Genomic DNA, 17,118 nt, shown 5'->3' with positions numbered 1-17,118 from the left:
CTGTAAAGTCATATTCCTTTGTTTTGAATGGTTAATTATATTAAAATTAATCAGGAATTATGATACATATTGTCGTTTATTCTTGTGAAAATAGGAAAAACTGACTAAAGGGAATTTTAGATTATAATTAATAGTAAGTATATATTTTACTTAATTATAATTTAATATTGGTCCAATGCAGGCATGTCCGAAAATGAGTATTATAAAGGTTAGAAACAATCAATTGCTATTCGAAAACTCATTTAAATAATCTTTTTTGGAGGGATTCTAATGCCAGAACGTATGGTAGGTAAACAAGCACCACGCTTTGAAATGGAGGCTGTATTACCAAACAAAGAATTTGGAAAAGTCAGCCTTGAAGAAAACATGAAAAACGATAAATGGACAGTATTGTTCTTCTATCCGATGGACTTTACTTTTGTTTGTCCAACTGAAATCACTGCAATGTCTGACCGGTTTGAAGAGTTTGACGATCTAGATGCAGTTGTGGTAGGTGCCTCTACTGACACGATTCATACACATCTTGCATGGATTAACACAGACCGTAAAAATAATGGTCTTGGCCAATTAAATTATTCATTAGCTGCTGATACTAATCATGTGGTTGCACGTGATTATGGTGTGTTAATTGAAGAAGAAGGTGTTGCCCTTCGTGGTCTATTCATCATCGATCCAGAAGGTGAATTAAAATATTCAGTTGTGAACCACAACAACATCGGCCGCGATGTAGATGAAACATTACGTGTCCTTCAAGCATTACAAACAGGTGGTCTTTGTCCTGCCAACTGGAAGCCTGGACAAGCTACATTAAATGTTTAATTAATTAAGGGTAGACCTAACCTGATGCGTTAGGTCTTTTTTAAACAGAGGGGGTTAGTCATGAAGTTACGAGATGAAATGCCGGAATTAACTGGGGCAACAGAATGGTTAAACAGCCAGGTTACGAAAGACCAGCTAGTCGGTGAGAAACCAACGTTAATTCATTTCTGGTCTATTAGCTGCCATTTATGTAAGGAGGCAATGCCTCAGGTAAATCAATTCCGAGAAGATTATAAAGATAAATTAAATGTAGTCGCTGTTCATATGCCTCGTTCAGAAGACGATTTGAATCTTGAGGAAATTAAAAAAGTGGCTGCTGAGCATGGAATTACCCAGTCGATTATTGTTGATAGTGAACATAAACTAACAGAGGCGTTTGAGAATCAATACGTTCCAGCGTACTATGTTTTTGACCGTGAAGGCAAGCTTCGTCATTTCCAAGCAGGCGGAAGCGGAATGAAAATGCTCGAAAAGCGTGTTAATCGGGTACTGGATGAAATGGAAAAAACAGAATAAATTTTATGAGAAGAGCTGTTCACATCAAGAACAGTTCTTTTTTTGGGCTCTGTTAAACGATATTGCTGTTTTTTAATATGCTGTTGATTGTAGCGGAAGGCGCTCGACTCCTCGAAAATGCTAACGCATTTCCTTCGTGCGTGGATGGATTCGAGGATGTAAAATCAATGTCCTGCGGAAGTACGTTGCCGGTGAGACCCCACATGCGCTAATGCGCCGACGAGGCTTACCTGCACGTCCGCGGAAAGCGAGCGGCTGGAGCGGAAATCACAACAGCCAAATTTAACAGAGCCTTTTATTTAAAATAATCATGAAACCTTCTCTTTAAATAAACGTCGGTATTTTTAAATAGCTATAAGAGGGGGCAGGCAAATGAGATTGTCTAAAACGGCATTTTCCTTTTTTCTAATGGTTATGTTATTCGGAATGGCTGGCTGCAGTTCGACTAGTAAAAATGAAAGTGCTAAAATGAGTTCGGATAAAGGAGTAATGGACTCGGCGCAGTCAGCAAAAAGTGAAAAGTCATTGACCTCAACTGAGCTTCCTAAAACGGAAAAATCTATAAATACAGCAAATGCTAAGGCTAACAACCAGATGGTCATATATCAGGCAGAACTTGAGCTGCGTGTAAAAAATTATGAGTATACTGTGCAAAACTTAGAAGAAAAAGCTAAAAAATACGGAGGGTATATAGCAGAATCCAGTGTAACCAAAGATGGGACTGAACAAGTAAGCGGCAGTATGAAATTGAGAATCCCACAAGCTCATTTTCAGGAATTTTTAAATGATGCCGAGGGGCAGGCGGCCGAGATTCTGAAACGGAATATTAACGGGCAAGATGTGACTGAGGAATATGTCGATCTTGAATCGCGGTTGCAGTCGAAAAGAGCCGTTGAAGAGCGCCTCCTTAGCTTTATGAAAAATGCAGCTAAAACAGAGGATTTACTAAAGATTTCTGCCGATTTAGCTTCTGTTCAAGAGGAAATAGAGGTTATTGACGGAAGAATGAAGTATTTAGAAAATCAGACGTCCTTATCGACAGTTAGCATCAACCTATATGAAACAAAAGTGGTAGTCCCTAAACTTGAAAAGAATCAATTAAATACATGGAAAAAAATAAAAAAACAATTTATGAACAGTACTAATCTAATGTTGGCTGCACTTTCGGGGATAGTTGTCTTTATTTTAGGAAACCTGCCAATCTTGATTATTTTCGTCCTATTAGGCTTTCTTGTATATCTATATTATAATAAAAAAAAGAGCTAGAACAAACGGGAGTAAGGGTATTAACGTGTTTTATAGAGTTTACTGACTGAACGAACAGGGGAGTTTTGCTACATGAAAAAAAGTTTTGCAGTAATTGGACTTGGTCGGTTTGGCGGGAGCATATGCCAAACATTAAGTGAAGAAGGATTGGAAGTACTTGGTATTGATATCAATGAAGAACGAGTAAATCAATATAGCATGATTGCATCACATGCAGTGGTCGGTGATACAACAGATGAAAATGTCCTGAAAAGTTTGGGTATTCGTAATTTCGACCATGTGATCGTCGCCATTGGTGATGACATACAGGCAAGTATCTTAACCACTCTTATTTTAAAAGAACTAGGGGTAGCTCGGATTACCGCTAAAGCACAAAATGATTATCATGGAAAAGTACTGCGGAAAATTGGTGCGGATCAAGTCGTTCATCCTGAAAGAGATATGGGAAAGCGGATAGCGAACAATATGGCATCTAATAGTGTGCTTGATTATCTTGAACTGTCTGCAGAACATAGTATTGTCGAGATTGCAGCAAATAGTAAGCTCTCGGGAAATACTATTATGGATTTAGATATTCGTAAGAAATACGGTTTAAATATTGTGGCGATAAAAAGAGGTGAAGAAATTATTGTTTCCCCACAAGCAAAAGAAACCATACAAAGTAATGATGTATTAATAGTCATTGGGAATGATCTTGATATCGATCGGTTTGAGAAAAAAGTCTTAGAATAAAGAAAAGCTTCGGCGCCCCTAGGCGTAGACAATAAGAAAAAGCGGAAGGGCCATGGCTCTTCCGCTTTTTCTTATACTTCCATTATGATTGGTAAAATCATCGGTCTGCGTTTTGTTTTTTCGTAAAGGAATGGTGCGAGTGTATCTGTTATTTCATTTTTAATTTCAGACCATTGGCTTGTCTTTCGTTCCATTACTTTATTTAAGTGTTTAGTGATCAGGTTCTGAGCATCATTTATTAAATCTCCGGATTCCCTCATGTAAACAAATCCCCGGGAAATGAGGTCCGGACCCGATGATATTTTAAATTCTTTCATATTAATACTCACTACAACAACCACTAAGCCTTCTTCAGAAAGAATACGGCGGTCTCTTAAAACAATATTTCCGATGTCTCCTACACCGCTGCCGTCGATATAGACGGAACCGGATGGGATTTTTCCAGCAACCTGTGCAGTGCTATCAGATAGCGCAAGTACTTCACCATTATCCATAATGAAGCAATTCTCTTCCTCAACCCCGCAATCAACAGCGAGTTTGGCATGCATTTTTTGCATCCGATATTCACCGTGAATTGGCATAAAGAACTTAGGTTTAATTAAACGGAGCATTAATTTTTGCTCTTCTTGTCCACCGTGTCCGGAAGTATGAATATTGCTTAACTTACCATGGATCACTTCTGCCCCAGCACGGAACAACATATTAATAGTCCTGCTTACGCTAATAGTATTGCCTGGAATAGGCGAGGATGAAAAGACCACAGTATCGCCAGGAATAATTTGAATTTGTCTGTGGGTACCATTGGCAATCCTCGATAGGGCAGCCATTGGTTCACCTTGACTGCCTGTACAAAGAATTGTCACTTTATCTGCAGGTAGTCTGTTTATTTGATTTGCTTCAATAAATGTCTCTTTAGGGGCAATTATATAGCCCAACTCTATCCCAATATTAATGGCCGCTTCCATGCTCCGGCCAAACACAGCAACCTTTCTCCCGTTCACAACTGCAGCTTCTACTACTTGTTGTAGTCTGTGTATGTTCGATGCGAAGGTTGCAAAGATAATCCGGCCATCTACTTTTCTGAAAATATCATCGATACTTTCACCCACACGGCGTTCAGACATTGTAAAATCAGGGATTTCACTATTGGTACTATCCGATAATAAGCATAGAACCCCTTCTTTGCCTATTTCAGCCATTTTGGTTAAATTAGCTGGTTCACCTACCGGGGTAAAATCAAATTTAAAATCACCTGTATGGACGATTTGTCCTGGAGGGGTTTTTACGACAATACCATAGGAATCAGGAATGCTGTGGGTGGTACGGAAAAACGTTACGGATGTTTTGCGGAACTTTATGATATCATCTTCTTTAATTTCAATCAGCTTAGCATTTCGTAATAATCCGTGCTCTTCTAATTTATTTTTAATTAACCCAAGGGCAAGTTTGCCGCCATATATCGGAATATTTATTTCACGAAGCAAATAGGGGATCCCGCCAATGTGGTCTTCGTGTCCGTGGGTTACAAATAATCCTTTAATTTTTTCTTCATTTTTTACCAGATAGGTGTAATCTGGGATAACGTAATCGATCCCTAATAATTCATCCTCAGGGAATTTTATACCCGCATCGATTAATATAATCTCATCTTGGAACTGAACTGCATACGTATTTTTGCCTATTTCACCTAAACCACCCAAGGCAAATACAGCAGTTTGATCATTTTTTACAAATTTCATAAATTATCCAATCTCCAATACTTTAAAGTCTTCATTTTGTTGTTCGTATTCTAAATAAGCACCTGTAACTTCTTGTACATGTTCAACATTAAAACCGCGATCGGCGATTTTTTTCCGGACATCTCTTACGGATTCACCTTCAACAAAAATTGTTTTAGTGTTCTCTCTAACTGGAACTTCTGTAATTCTCTCTTGATAATAAACTTTAAATATCATGACAAATTCGCTCCTTACTGAATCATAACTTTTTCTATTATATAAAATATTTTCATCTTTTTCATTTATTTTCTTTGGAGACTCCGTGGACCATATATGAAAAGTATGTAAATGTAAATCATATTACTATAATGTACAATAATGAAGGAGCCCTTCGCAAGGTTGAAGGGCCCTCTAAAAAATTAGGCAATGGATTTTTTTCTAAGTAAATCGTTCCACTGTTTTAAAAGCTTTTTCCTTAGCTTCTTTAACATAGTGGATCATCTCCTTACCTTTATTTTATACGAACCTTGTCCAAAGTAAAGCGAGCAATGGCAGATAATTGAACTTTTTTTACTGTAGATAATTTTTTACTATTATTATATGAGGAAAATAGGTAATCTTTCATGGTATAAGATGGAATAAAAATAAACAAAAAACACCGGCCTCGGGAAAAGGCCAGTGTCTTATCTTTCAATTACCGTTGCTCCTTCGACCGGTTTGAAAGGATCCTTTTTATCGATATAGTCATAAAACATGATACCATTTAAGTGATCAATTTCGTGCTGAAAACAGATTGCTGGCAGTCCTTTCAGACGAAGTTTGACCTCTTCTCCTTCAAGTGTCACTCCTTTTACAGTAATCCTTGCATACCTTGGTACATATCCAGGAATGGCCTCATCAACAGATAAGCAGCCCTCACCGGTTTGAAGGTAGGCTTTTTCGACCGAATGACTGACGATTTTTGGGTTAAATAAGGCATAGCTGTATAGAGTTCCTTTTTCGTCAATAAGATGAACGGCAATCATTCTTTTTGACACATTTATTTGCGGAGCAGCTAATCCAATCCCAGGACGCAGGCCATATTTTGCGGCAATTTCGCTGTTTTGGCTGTTTATTACATATTCTAAAAGACTGGCTAAAATTTGTTTATCTTCTTCGGATGGCGGTAAGGATACCTCTGCCGCTACTTTTCGAAGGGTAGGATGCCCGTCTCGAATGATATTCTCCATTGTTAGCATGAACATTCACTCCTAAAGTTCCATAAAGTTAGTCACCAGCATAAGTCTATCAAACAAAAGCCAAAATGTTAATAAATGTTTACTTTTTGATATCTATCTGTCTTATGACAGTTAGATATTGTCAAATAAACTTTATACAGATATAGTAGGAATTGCAAAGTAAGGAGGTTTGAAATTGTTATTCAATAGAAAAGGCAGCATCCTAATATTTGTTACCGTTATTATTTTTATTTTATCAGGATGTACAGAAAAAAAGACCCCCGTCGATGAAATGTATACTATCTTAGAAGATGTTGTAAATAAGGAAAAGGGATTTGAAGAACAGCAAGAACCATTAGTTACATTAGAAAAACAGGAAAAGGAACTATATGATCAAATTATTCAAAAAGGAATGAAAGAATATGATCAGATTGTTAAACTTTCAGATGAAGCTCTTGACTTAGCCGAGAAACGAAAAGAACTTTTTGAGAAAGAAACAACTAGCCTTAAAGAATCAGAACAGGAATTTGCTAAAGTTGCTGACATTAAAGATCAATTAGATGATCCCGAACTGAAGGAAACTGCTAATGACCTTTATGATATTATGATGAAAAGATATGAAGCACATAGAGAATTGTATAAACAATACTCTGAGTCTCTTCAATATGATAAAGAATTATATCAGATGTTTAAAAATAAAAATCTGCCCCTAGAAGATCTAGAGGCTCAAATTAATAAGCTAAATGATTCTTATAAAAAGGTATATGCGGCCAATGAACTGTTTAATAAATATACCGAACAATATAATGAAAAAAAACTTTCATTATATAAGAAGGCAGGAATAAAGACAAAGTAAAGGAAATTATCCCAAAATCGGCTGACCTACAGTCGATTTTTTCTATATTATAACAAGTGTCGAAAATGTGAAATTGTATATAACAGTTTGGCTTATCGGGTAATACAGTTTTATTTCAGGATAGTTTTAAAAAAAACGTTATTTAATGAAAAATAATAAAACTTAGTATTTGACGACATAAAGTAAAAGTTGTACACTCATAAGTGTGATAAAAGTTGTACTAATGATGTTACATAAAATAGTGATACAGAATAAAATATTTTAGAAACTGAATTTTTCGTTTTATCTTATCTATTCTGTGAGACACTAGTTCATAGTATGTATCCATCCATATTCAGGCCTCAAAACTTATGTAATATCAAACTAGATGAACCAATGACCAGTTGCTTTCAAATAATGTTTCATCGCAATTTTGGGGTAATCTAAAATAGTGGATTTTATTTTTTAAAAAATAGGCCTTAAATAGAAAGGAAGAGATGACACAATGGCTTCTAAACTAAAGAACGCCCAGCTTGATGCCAAGAAAGCACTCGAAGCTGTAGAAGAACAATTTCAAACGCTTCAAATCCTTAATGAACAAGGTGAGGTTGTCAACGAAGCAGCAATGCCTAGCTTGACTGATGAACAGCTCCAAGAATTAATGCGCCGAATGGTTTACACACGAATTCTTGACCAGCGCTCAATTTCTTTAAACCGTCAAGGAAGATTAGGTTTCTATGCACCAACAGCAGGGCAAGAAGCATCCCAGCTTGCTTCTCAATTCGCGCTTGAAACTGAAGATTTTATCTTGCCTGGTTACCGTGATGTACCGCAAATTGTTTGGCACGGATTACCATTATCACAAGCGTTTTTATGGTCTAGAGGACATTTTCAAGGTATGAATATCCCTGAAGGTGTTAACGTTCTTCACCCACAAATCATCATTGGTGCTCAGTATGTTCAAACTGCTGGGGTTGCACTTGGTTTCAAGAAACGTGGAACTAAGGCTGTTGCCATTACTTATACAGGTGACGGTGGAACATCTCAAGGCGATTTCTATGAAGGTATCAACTTTGCAGGTGCATACAAAGCACCAGCTATCTTTGTTATCCAAAATAACCAGTTTGCCATTTCAACACCACGTGAAAAGCAAACTGCAGCTAAAACATTAGCACAAAAGGCTGTTGCAGCTGGTATCCCTGGAATCGTCGTAGACGGTATGGATCCGTTAGCGGTTTATGCTGCAACTCGCGAAGCTCGTGAGCGTGCAATTAATGGCGAGGGTCCTACTCTTATTGAAACATTAACGTACCGTTATGGTCCACATACCATGGCTGGGGATGACCCAACTCGTTACCGTACAGCAGATCTTGATAATGAGTGGGAAAAGAAAGATCCACTTGTACGTTTCCGTAAGTTCCTTGAAAACAAAGGACTATGGAGTGAAGAAAAAGAAACTGAAGTAATTGAACAAGCAAAAGAAGAGATTAAAGAAGCGCTTAAACAAGCTGATGCTGCACCAAAACAAAAGGTGACAGATTTAATGTCTATTATGTATGAAGAAATGCCGCAAACCTTAAAAGAACAATATGAATTATATAAAGAAAAGGAGTCGAAGTAAGCCATGGCTCAAATGACAATGATTCAAGCAATTACAGATGCATTACGTACGGAATTACGTAATGACCCGAATGTGTTAGTATTCGGTGAAGACGTAGGCGTAAACGGTGGTGTATTCCGTGCAACTGAAGGGCTGCACCAGGAATTTGGCGAAGACCGTGTATTTGACACGCCCCTAGCTGAATCAGGAATCGGTGGTTTAGCAGTAGGTCTAAGCTTACAAGGTTTCCGTCCAGTTCCAGAAATCCAATTTTTCGGCTTTGTATTTGAAGTAATGGACTCCATTGCAGGTCAATTAGCTCGTCAACGCTATCGTTCAGGAGGAAGATATAGTGCTCCTGTAACCATTCGCTCACCATTTGGCGGAGGCGTACATACGCCTGATATGCACGCGGACAGCTTAGAAGGACTTATGGCTCAAACTCCTGGCGTCAAAGTTGTTATTCCATCAACGCCTTATGATGCAAAAGGTCTGCTTATTTCAGCCATTCGTGACAATGACCCAGTTATTTTTCTTGAGCATATGAAATTATACCGTTCATTCCGTCAAGAAGTTCCTGAAGAGGAATACACCATTCCATTAGGAAAAGCTGAAGTGAAACGCGAAGGTACTGATGTATCCATTATCACTTACGGTGCAATGGTCCATGAGTCATTAAAAGCTGCGGAAGAACTAGAAAAAGAAGGGTATTCTGCAGAAGTTATTGATTTACGTACAGTAAGCCCAATTGATATTGAAACAATTATTACCTCTGTTGAAAAAACTGGCCGTGCAATTGTTGTCCAAGAAGCACAAAAACAAGCTGGTGTGGCAGCACATGTGGTTGCTGAAATTAACGATCGTGCTATTTTAAGCTTGGAAGCTCCTGTATTACGTGTTGCTGCACCAGATACAGTATTCCCATTCCCACAAGCTGAATCAGTGTGGCTTCCTAACTACAAAGATGTTATTGAGACTGCTAAAAAAGTATTAACTTTCTAATCATCACTTCTGTCGAGTGTTGAGATAAAACGCGATTATTGGGAAAAGTCATCTTTTCCCAATGTTCTTCTTTTTTATATTGTTAAAAAATACATGGAAAATAGGAGATGAATCTCTGTGTCATTTCAATTTAAAATGCCTGATATCGGTGAAGGTATTCACGAAGGTGAAATCGTCAAATGGTTTGTAAAGCCAGGTGATAAAGTCCAAGAAGATGATGTCCTATGTGAAATTCAAAATGATAAAGCCGTAGTAGAAATTCCATCCCCAGTAGAGGGTACAGTTCAAGAAGTGCTTGTTGGAGAAGGAACTGTCGCAACAGTTGGGCAAGTTCTAGTTACTTTCGATGCGCCTGGATACGAAAACCTACAATTTAAAGGCGATGAGCATGCTGAGGAAGCTCCTAAGCAAGCTGAGGCTCCTGCTGCAGCACCAGCACAAGAGAATGCAGCACCAGCAGCTCAGGCTCCTCAAGCTGAGGCTGATCCTAATCGTCGTGTTATTGCTATGCCTTCTGTCCGTAAATATGCTCGTGAAAAAGGTGTAGAAATTCGTTTAGTTACAGGTTCTGGAGAAAACGGACGTGTTCTTAAGACTGATATTGATGCGTTCTTAAGCGGCGGTGCAGCTGTACCTGCTGCAGAAGTAACAGCACCTGCTGCAGAAGAAGCTAAGACAGAAGCACCAAAAGCTGCTGCTCCAATTCCACAAGGTGAATATCCTGAAACGCGTGAAAAAATGAGCGGTATCCGTAAAGCAATTGCAAAAGCAATGGTTAACTCTAAGCATACTGCTCCACACGTTACATTAATGGATGAGATCGATGTAGCTAAGCTTGTGGCACACCGCAAAAAGTTCAAAGAAGTTGCAGCTGCAAAAGGTATCAAGCTTACATTCTTACCATATATCGTAAAAGCATTAACAAGTGCATTAAGAGAGTTCCCAGTACTAAATACATCTCTTGACGATGCGACAAGTGAAATTATTCATAAGCATTATTACAACATTGGTATCGCTGCTGATACAGAAAAAGGTCTTTTAGTTCCGGTTGTAAAAGATGCTGACCGTAAATCTGTATTTGCTATTTCGAATGAAATTAATGAATTAGCTGGTAAAGCTCGTGATGGTAAACTTGCTCCAAATGAAATGAAGGGTGCTTCTTGCACAATTTCGAACATTGGATCTGCAGGCGGACAATGGTTTACTCCAGTAATTAACCATCCGGAAGTAGCTATCTTGGGTGTAGGCCGTATTGCTGAAAAGCCAATCGTTCGTAATGGTGAAATTGTGGCTGCACCAGTATTAGCTTTATCTTTAAGTTTTGACCACCGTATGATCGATGGTGCGACTGCGCAAAATGCAATGAATCATATTAAACGTTTATTAAACGATCCAGAACTATTGTTAATGGAGGCGTAAGAAAATGGTAGTTGGAGATTTCCCAATTGAAACAGATACTATAGTCATCGGTGCGGGTCCTGGAGGATATGTTGCGGCTATTCGCGCTGCACAACTGGGTCAAAAAGTAACGATTGTAGAAAAGGAATATGTTGGCGGTGTATGTTTAAACGTAGGTTGTATTCCATCTAAAGCATTAATTGCTGCAGGACATCGTTATGAAACAGCGGTACATTCAGAATCATTCGGTATTACTGCTGAAAACGTAAAAGTTGATTTTTCTAAGGTTCAAGAATTCAAATCAGGAATCGTTAAAAAATTAACTGGCGGTGTTGAAGGACTTTTAAAAGGAAATAAAGTTAACATTGCGCGTGGGGAAGCATATTTTGTTGATGCCAATACTTTACGTGTAATGGATGAAAATTCCGCTCAGACTTATACATTTAAAAATGCGATTATTGCAACTGGTTCTCGTCCAATTGAATTGCCAGCTTTTAAATATTCTAAACGCGTTCTAAATTCAACAGGTGCCCTTAATTTAAATGAAATCCCTGAGAAAATCGTTGTTATTGGCGGCGGTGTTATTGGGATTGAACTTGGCGGTGCATATGCAAACTTTGGCAGCCAAGTGACCATTCTAGAAGGTGCTGACGAGATTTTAGGTCTTGGTGTATTTGATAAGCAGATGGCTTCACTAGTTAAGCGCACCATGCAAAAACGAGGCGCAGAATTCTATACAAATGCATTTGCTAAGGGTGTAGAAGAAACTGAAAATGGTGTAGTAGTAAAATTTGAAGTAAAAGGTGAAGCGAAGCAAATTGAAGCTGACTATGTATTCGTCATGGTTGGACGCCGTCCAAACACGGATGAAATGGGCTTAGAGCAGGTTGGCATTAATTTAAGCGAACGTGGATTAATTGAAATTGACAAGCAATGCCGTACAAATATCAGCAATATTTATGCAATTGGTGATGTTGTTGCCGGTCCTCAATTAGCACATAAAGCTTCTTATGAAGCGAAAATTGCTGCAGAAGCAATTGCTGGTCATCCGTCAGAAATTGATTACTTAGGTATTCCTGCCGTAGTATTCTCTGATCCAGAATTAGCTTCAGTTGGCTATACAGAGGCACAAGCTAAAGAAGAAGGCATTAAGGTAAAAGCGGCGAAATTCCCATTTGCTGCAAATGGCCGTGCGTTATCTCTTGATAGCAGCGAAGGATTTATGAAATTAATCACTCGCGCAGAAGATGGAGTAGTTATTGGTGCTCAAATAGCTGGGGCGAGTGCTTCAGATATGATTGCTGAATTAGGTTTAGCAATTGAAACTGGTATGACAGCAGAAGATTTAGCACTTACGATCCATGCTCACCCAACTCTTGGAGAAATTACCATGGAAGCTGCTGAAGTGGTTCTTGGAACTCCAATTCACATTATGAAGTAATTAAAAGGTCCTTTCCAGTAAGATGGAAAGGACTTTTTTCATTAGTAGCGAAATTATTTAGAAAAGGGAGGAGGAATTAAAAGAATTCTGTAAATAATATCTAACTGCTAATAATTAAACATATATTTAAAACACTAGCCAATGTCTTTGTTCTTAACTAAAAGATCAATGTCTTTTGCGTGGTGATAAAAATGAAGGTCTATCTCGTGATTATATTACAATTTATTATTTGGAGCGGTTATACACTCATTGAATGGCTTTCAAAGCACGATCAACTCATTTATAAGGTAATGATGTTTTTTGTGTTTTTTTACCTGGCATTAATGCTAGGAAACTATGTGACCAAATCAGTGAGAAAAACACTGTTTATTACAGCCCTAAGCCTGGTGATCTATACATCTATCCATTATACTCTGGCTCTTTTTGTACACTAAAAAGACCCCGCCCGAGAGTTGGAGTCTTTTTCAGTCTTATTTTCTTGGATAATAGTACATGACTCTGTCATTAAAGAGGTGAAGTTCTCCTTGTAGTTTTTTGGCAAGGAATTTGCAGAATTCATTCGCCTTTCCTTTATCTCCATGTGTCGATTGTTCCGGTAATGTTACTTGTATGTATTGCTGCACTCTTTCTGTGCCATCTTCCTCTTTTACAGTTTCCTTATCAACACCAATTAAAATAGCATTGTAGCGTTCGTGGTCAGAATGCAAATAAAATGCCATTCCCTTACTTGCTTCTGTTTCTTTGATATCATATGGAAATGCTGATTCCCCATACTGCCAGTTTAATTGGGCACCTGTTTTTGCTGTAATATTTTTATAATAATGAAATAATTCTTTTACTTCTTCGATTGTGATTGTTTGTTTAACAGATGAGGGCACGAGTTTAATAAATGCATTTATAGCCATCACCATTCCCCCTTTTCTCCAAGCTTTTGCAATTCTATTCTAGCACTGATTAAAAAGCTCTGACAACATTAAACATTAAATAAATAAGCAACTATTCTATATATTTTATTAGAACTAGTTAATACCTAAATTAGGTTCCTTTTTAATTAAAAATTTATTAATGTGACATACAATTTAGGCTTGAAAAGTTTAATGTGATATATTATTATTGAATTAAGGATATTAGAAAGCGTTTCAAATTTATAATCATTCAAATGAAAAGGGGATTGAACAAATGGGTACTATTGTATGCCAATCATGTAATTCTACTATTGATCATTTTGAAGATGAAAAAGTAACCGTGCTCTATTCTAAATGCAATTGTTGCGATGATCACAAACATGACGAAGAAGTATAATATGCTAAAATAAAAAGGATTCCACTTGGGAATCCTATTTTTTTTGACTATTTATTGGATAGCTTTATATTCTTTTATGACACGAATTGTTTTAATTTCATCATCTTCAGGACCTTGAACTGGTAATCCGGCTTCAAGGTTTTTACGTATATAGTGAAGATTTTCCTTAGTGATAATTTCACCTGGAATGAAAATTGGAATACCAGGGGGATATACCATTACAAACTCTGCGATAATTCTTCCTTCTGATTCTTCAAAAGGAACAACCTCTGTCTCTGAATAAAATGCATCTCTTGGTGTAAGTGCAAGGACCGGAATTTCTGGAAGGAGAACTTCGATAGGTTCAATTTGCCCAACGCGATGCTCACATTCGATTGAAAGATTATTTAAAGCATTAACTAAAATGTCAGCTTCTGTCTCTGTATCTCCTAGTGAGACAATACAAAGGATGTTATAAAGGTCTGATAGTTCAACCTCAATATTATATTTTTCTCTTAACCACTTTTCTACTTCATAACCCGTTAAGCCTAAATCTTTAACTGAAATAATGAGTTTGGTCGGATCATAATCAAAAGTAGCTTTAGATCCTAGTATCTCTTTACCAACACAATGGATGTGGTCGATTTCATTAATTCTCTTCCGCATGGATTGAGATAACTTAATGGTTCGATCAATTAACTGTTTGCCCTTTGTTGCCAATTGTTTACGTGCTACATCTAGTGAAGCAAGCAGTAAGTAGGAAGTTGATGTAGTCGTAAGCATACTTAAAATCGTTTGCACATGCTGTGCCGAAACAAGTCCTTCTCGTACATTAAGAATAGAGCTCTGGGTCATGGAGCCACCTAATTTATGAACACTTGTGGCTGCCATATCTGCCCCTGCCTGCATAGCTGATAGTGGAAGCTGATCATGGAAATGTATATGGACACCATGTGCTTCATCGACCAAAACGGGAACATGATAGGAATGAGCAATTTCAACAATTTTCTTCAGGTCTGCAGAAATACCAAAGTAGGTTGGGTTAATCACTAAAATGGCTTTCGCATCTGGGTGCTGTTTTAAGGCTTTTTCAACTGAATCCGTTGTAATACCGTGTGAGATACCTAATTCTTTATCAATCTCCGGGTGAATAAAAACTGGAATCGCTCCTGAAAAAACAATCGCCGACATGATGGATTTATGAACATTTCTAGGAACAATAATTTTATCATCAGGTCCGCATACCGCCATGATCATGGCAATAATAGCGCCGCTAGTTCCCTGTACGGAAAAAAAAGTTCGATCGGCTCCAAAAGCTTCCGCAGCTAAATCTTGAGCTTGTTTAATGATTCCTTTTGGCTGATGTAAATCATCAAGAGGACCGATATTAATTAAGTCTATGGACAAGGCATTATCACCAATAAATTGGCGGAATTCTGTATCCATTCCAGCACCTTTCTTATGGCCGGGAATGTGGAATTGAATTGGGTTTCTTTTAGCATGTGCTACTAAACCGCTAAATAACGGTGTTTGTTCTTGTGACAATGGTAAATACACCTCTTTATAAAAAATGCTCAGATTATTCGTCTATATTCGACATAAAACAAAGGAAATTATAGCATTATTTCTTTGTATTTTAAAGGATTTAAATTTAACTTTATCGATTTTAACTTTAGTTAGTTTCTCATAAAGAAAGGAAAATTAACCTTTTAACACGAATTAACAATTTATTAACTAGAAGGAGGGTTTAAATTGAATTGGGATACACGAATTACTGATTTGTTAAACATTGAGTTTCCAATTGTCCAAGGGGGGTTAGCTTATTTAGCTTATTCTGATTTAGCGGCTGCAGTATCAAATGCAGGGGGGCTTGGGCAAATTACTGCTATGTCTCTGCCTAATCCTGAATTGTTAAGGGAAGAGATTAGAAAAGTAAAACAATTAACCAATAACCCATTTGGTGTTAATTTTGCCATTGGGCAGCACGGAAGGTCATTTGCAGATTTCCTACAGGTTGCAATTGAAGAGGAAGTACCTGTTGTATCTATGACTGGTGGAAATCCTGCGCCAATTTTTGAACAACTTAAGGGGACAAACATCAAAACTCTCGTGCTCGTAGCAGCAAGAAGACAAGCTATAAAAGCAGAAGAGTTAGGCGCCGATGCAGTGATGGTGGTCGGCCAGGAAGGCGGCGGACATCTTGGCAGAGATGATATCGGTACACTTGTTTTAATTCCTCAAGTAGTGGACGCTGTGTCTATCCCTGTTATTGCTTCAGGTGGAATTGGGGATGGAAGGGGACTAATGGCAGCCCTTAGTTTAGGTGCTGAGGGAATTGAGATGGGAACACGGTTTATCGCGACCAAGGACTGTGTTCACGCGCATGAAGCTTATAAACGCAGCTTAGTTGAGGGAACGGAAAGTGATACTGTGGTCATCAAAAGAACACTGGGAGCACCAGGAAGAGCCATTGCCAATAGCTGGACAGAAAAAATTCTTGAAATCGAGCGGAAAAATGGGGATTATGAGCACTTGAAAGATTATATTAGTGGAAATGCCAATAAACGGTACATATATGATGGTGAAACCACTGAAGGATTTGCTTGGGCAGGTCAGGTTATGGGGATGATTAAGGATGTGCCTACGGTTGCTGAGCTCTTTAATCGGATGAAGAATGAGGCGGAACAAATTCGTGCAAAATGGGGAAAATAGAGGTATTATACACATTAGCATAGAGAAGCAGGTGAGTGTATGGAATATCAATATCCCATCGATTATAATTGGTCAACCGAAGAAATCGTTGATGTGGTAAAATTTTTTGAAGCAATTGAGAGTGCATATGAAAAAGGGATTGAACGAGATGAGGTTATGAAAGCTTATCGTCGGTTCAAAGAAATTGTTCCAAGTAAAGCAGAGGAAAAAACGATTTGTGGTGAATTTGAAGAAATAAGCGGTTATTCTTCATACCGAACCATTAAAAAAGCAAAAGAGGCCTCCTCTGGAGATAAAATCATTATGAAATAAAGAAGAAAACTCCCATCATGTCAACGGGAGTTTTCTTTTTTATTTGATATTCTGAGCAATTTTATAAAGAGGTGCAACTTTAGTAAACACATCATCCATTCGAGTTATAAATCCCTCCGCACCTAATTCAATTACTTCATTTCTTTCTAACGTATAACCACATAATAGAACAGCTTTTTTAAAGGTATAACAGTCAATCATCATAAAAAGAAAAATGCTTAGAAAGAATTTTATTTCTAACCAAGCGTTTTTGTGTGTTAAAATGACAA

The 17,118-nt window shown here is 37.7% G+C and carries 18 protein-coding genes; 13 read left to right on the top strand and 5 right to left on the bottom strand.

What is annotated here, in order from left to right; translation table 11 throughout:
- Positions 1-270 precede the first annotated feature (270 nt).
- The 4 genes from M3226_RS10535 to M3226_RS10520 all read left to right on the top strand — a co-directional run bounded on the left by M3226_RS10535 (position 271) and on the right by M3226_RS10520 (position 3,333).
- Positions 271-819 (top strand): peroxiredoxin, encoded by a 549-nt coding sequence (locus M3226_RS10535; RefSeq protein ID WP_251565068.1) that lies wholly within the window; start codon positions 271-273, stop codon positions 817-819.
- Positions 820-879: 60 nt separating this feature from the next.
- Positions 880-1,335, top strand: a complete 456-nt coding sequence (locus tag M3226_RS10530; protein WP_251565066.1) for a TlpA disulfide reductase family protein — start codon at positions 880-882, stop codon at positions 1,333-1,335.
- A gap of 372 nt (positions 1,336-1,707) precedes the next feature.
- Positions 1,708-2,601, top strand: coding sequence for a DUF4349 domain-containing protein (locus tag M3226_RS10525; RefSeq protein ID WP_251565064.1), 894 nt, complete (start codon positions 1,708-1,710; stop codon positions 2,599-2,601).
- 72 nt (positions 2,602-2,673) lie between these two features.
- A complete protein-coding gene (locus tag M3226_RS10520) occupies positions 2,674-3,333 on the top strand; it encodes a potassium channel family protein (protein ID WP_251565062.1) in 660 nt (219 codons plus the stop codon).
- A 71-nt stretch (positions 3,334-3,404) separates the two neighbouring features.
- Here M3226_RS10520 and rnjA read toward each other — a convergent pair whose 3' ends face one another.
- The 3 genes from rnjA to def all read right to left on the bottom strand — a co-directional run bounded on the left by rnjA (position 3,405) and on the right by def (position 6,289).
- A complete protein-coding gene (gene rnjA / locus M3226_RS10515; RefSeq protein WP_251565061.1) occupies positions 3,405-5,072 on the bottom strand; it encodes a ribonuclease J1 in 1,668 nt (555 codons plus the stop codon).
- A gap of 3 nt (positions 5,073-5,075) precedes the next feature.
- Positions 5,076-5,288 carry a DNA-dependent RNA polymerase subunit epsilon gene (locus M3226_RS10510; RefSeq protein ID WP_251565059.1) on the bottom strand — a complete coding sequence of 71 codons (213 nt, stop codon included), beginning with the start codon at positions 5,286-5,288 and terminating at the stop codon, positions 5,076-5,078.
- A gap of 446 nt (positions 5,289-5,734) precedes the next feature.
- Positions 5,735-6,289, bottom strand: coding sequence for a peptide deformylase (def, locus tag M3226_RS10505; protein WP_251565057.1), 555 nt, complete (start codon positions 6,287-6,289; stop codon positions 5,735-5,737).
- Between the two features lie 175 nt (positions 6,290-6,464).
- Here def and M3226_RS10500 point away from each other — a divergent pair, with 175 nt between their 5' ends.
- The 6 genes from M3226_RS10500 (at position 6,465) to M3226_RS10475 (ending at position 12,978) form a co-directional block, all read left to right on the top strand.
- Positions 6,465-7,124 (top strand): YkyA family protein, encoded by a 660-nt coding sequence (locus M3226_RS10500; protein WP_251565055.1) that lies wholly within the window; start codon positions 6,465-6,467, stop codon positions 7,122-7,124.
- A gap of 484 nt (positions 7,125-7,608) precedes the next feature.
- Positions 7,609-8,724, top strand: coding sequence for a pyruvate dehydrogenase (acetyl-transferring) E1 component subunit alpha (pdhA, locus tag M3226_RS10495; protein WP_251565053.1), 1,116 nt, complete (start codon positions 7,609-7,611; stop codon positions 8,722-8,724).
- Positions 8,725-8,727: 3 nt separating this feature from the next.
- The gene (locus M3226_RS10490; protein ID WP_251565051.1) at positions 8,728-9,705 is read left to right on the top strand and encodes an alpha-ketoacid dehydrogenase subunit beta; all 978 of its coding nucleotides are present in this window, start codon (positions 8,728-8,730) and stop codon (positions 9,703-9,705) included.
- 117 nt (positions 9,706-9,822) lie between these two features.
- The gene (locus M3226_RS10485; protein WP_251565049.1) at positions 9,823-11,124 is read left to right on the top strand and encodes a dihydrolipoamide acetyltransferase family protein; all 1,302 of its coding nucleotides are present in this window, start codon (positions 9,823-9,825) and stop codon (positions 11,122-11,124) included.
- A gap of 4 nt (positions 11,125-11,128) precedes the next feature.
- Positions 11,129-12,544: a dihydrolipoyl dehydrogenase gene (lpdA, locus tag M3226_RS10480; RefSeq protein WP_251565047.1), complete on the top strand. Its 1,416-nt coding sequence runs from the start codon at positions 11,129-11,131 to the stop codon at positions 12,542-12,544.
- Between the two features lie 206 nt (positions 12,545-12,750).
- Positions 12,751-12,978, top strand: a complete 228-nt coding sequence (locus tag M3226_RS10475; protein WP_308211938.1) for a hypothetical protein — start codon at positions 12,751-12,753, stop codon at positions 12,976-12,978.
- A gap of 36 nt (positions 12,979-13,014) precedes the next feature.
- Here the strand turns inward: M3226_RS10475 and M3226_RS10470 are convergent, their stop codons facing one another.
- On the bottom strand, positions 13,015-13,449 hold the full coding sequence (locus M3226_RS10470; RefSeq protein ID WP_251565046.1) for a DUF1885 family protein: 435 nt from the start codon (positions 13,447-13,449) through the stop codon (positions 13,015-13,017).
- Between the two features lie 274 nt (positions 13,450-13,723).
- On the opposite strand from M3226_RS10470, the gene M3226_RS10465 reads away from it, so the two are divergent.
- A complete protein-coding gene (locus M3226_RS10465; RefSeq protein WP_251565044.1) occupies positions 13,724-13,846 on the top strand; it encodes a GapA-binding peptide SR1P in 123 nt (40 codons plus the stop codon).
- A gap of 51 nt (positions 13,847-13,897) precedes the next feature.
- Here the strand turns inward: M3226_RS10465 and M3226_RS10460 are convergent, their stop codons facing one another.
- Entirely contained in the window at positions 13,898-15,370 is a 1,473-nt protein-coding gene (locus tag M3226_RS10460; RefSeq protein WP_251565043.1) for an aminotransferase class I/II-fold pyridoxal phosphate-dependent enzyme, read from the bottom strand.
- Between the two features lie 207 nt (positions 15,371-15,577).
- Here M3226_RS10460 and M3226_RS10455 point away from each other — a divergent pair, with 207 nt between their 5' ends.
- Entirely contained in the window at positions 15,578-16,537 is a 960-nt protein-coding gene (locus M3226_RS10455) for an NAD(P)H-dependent flavin oxidoreductase (RefSeq protein WP_251565041.1), read from the top strand.
- Positions 16,538-16,576: 39 nt separating this feature from the next.
- A complete protein-coding gene (locus tag M3226_RS10450; protein WP_251565039.1) occupies positions 16,577-16,849 on the top strand; it encodes a UPF0223 family protein in 273 nt (90 codons plus the stop codon).
- Positions 16,850-17,118: the final 269 nt, after the last annotated feature.

It is taken from the genome of Neobacillus cucumis, from assembly GCF_023715505.1.
This window is presented reverse-complemented; position numbering and strand designations above follow the sequence as displayed.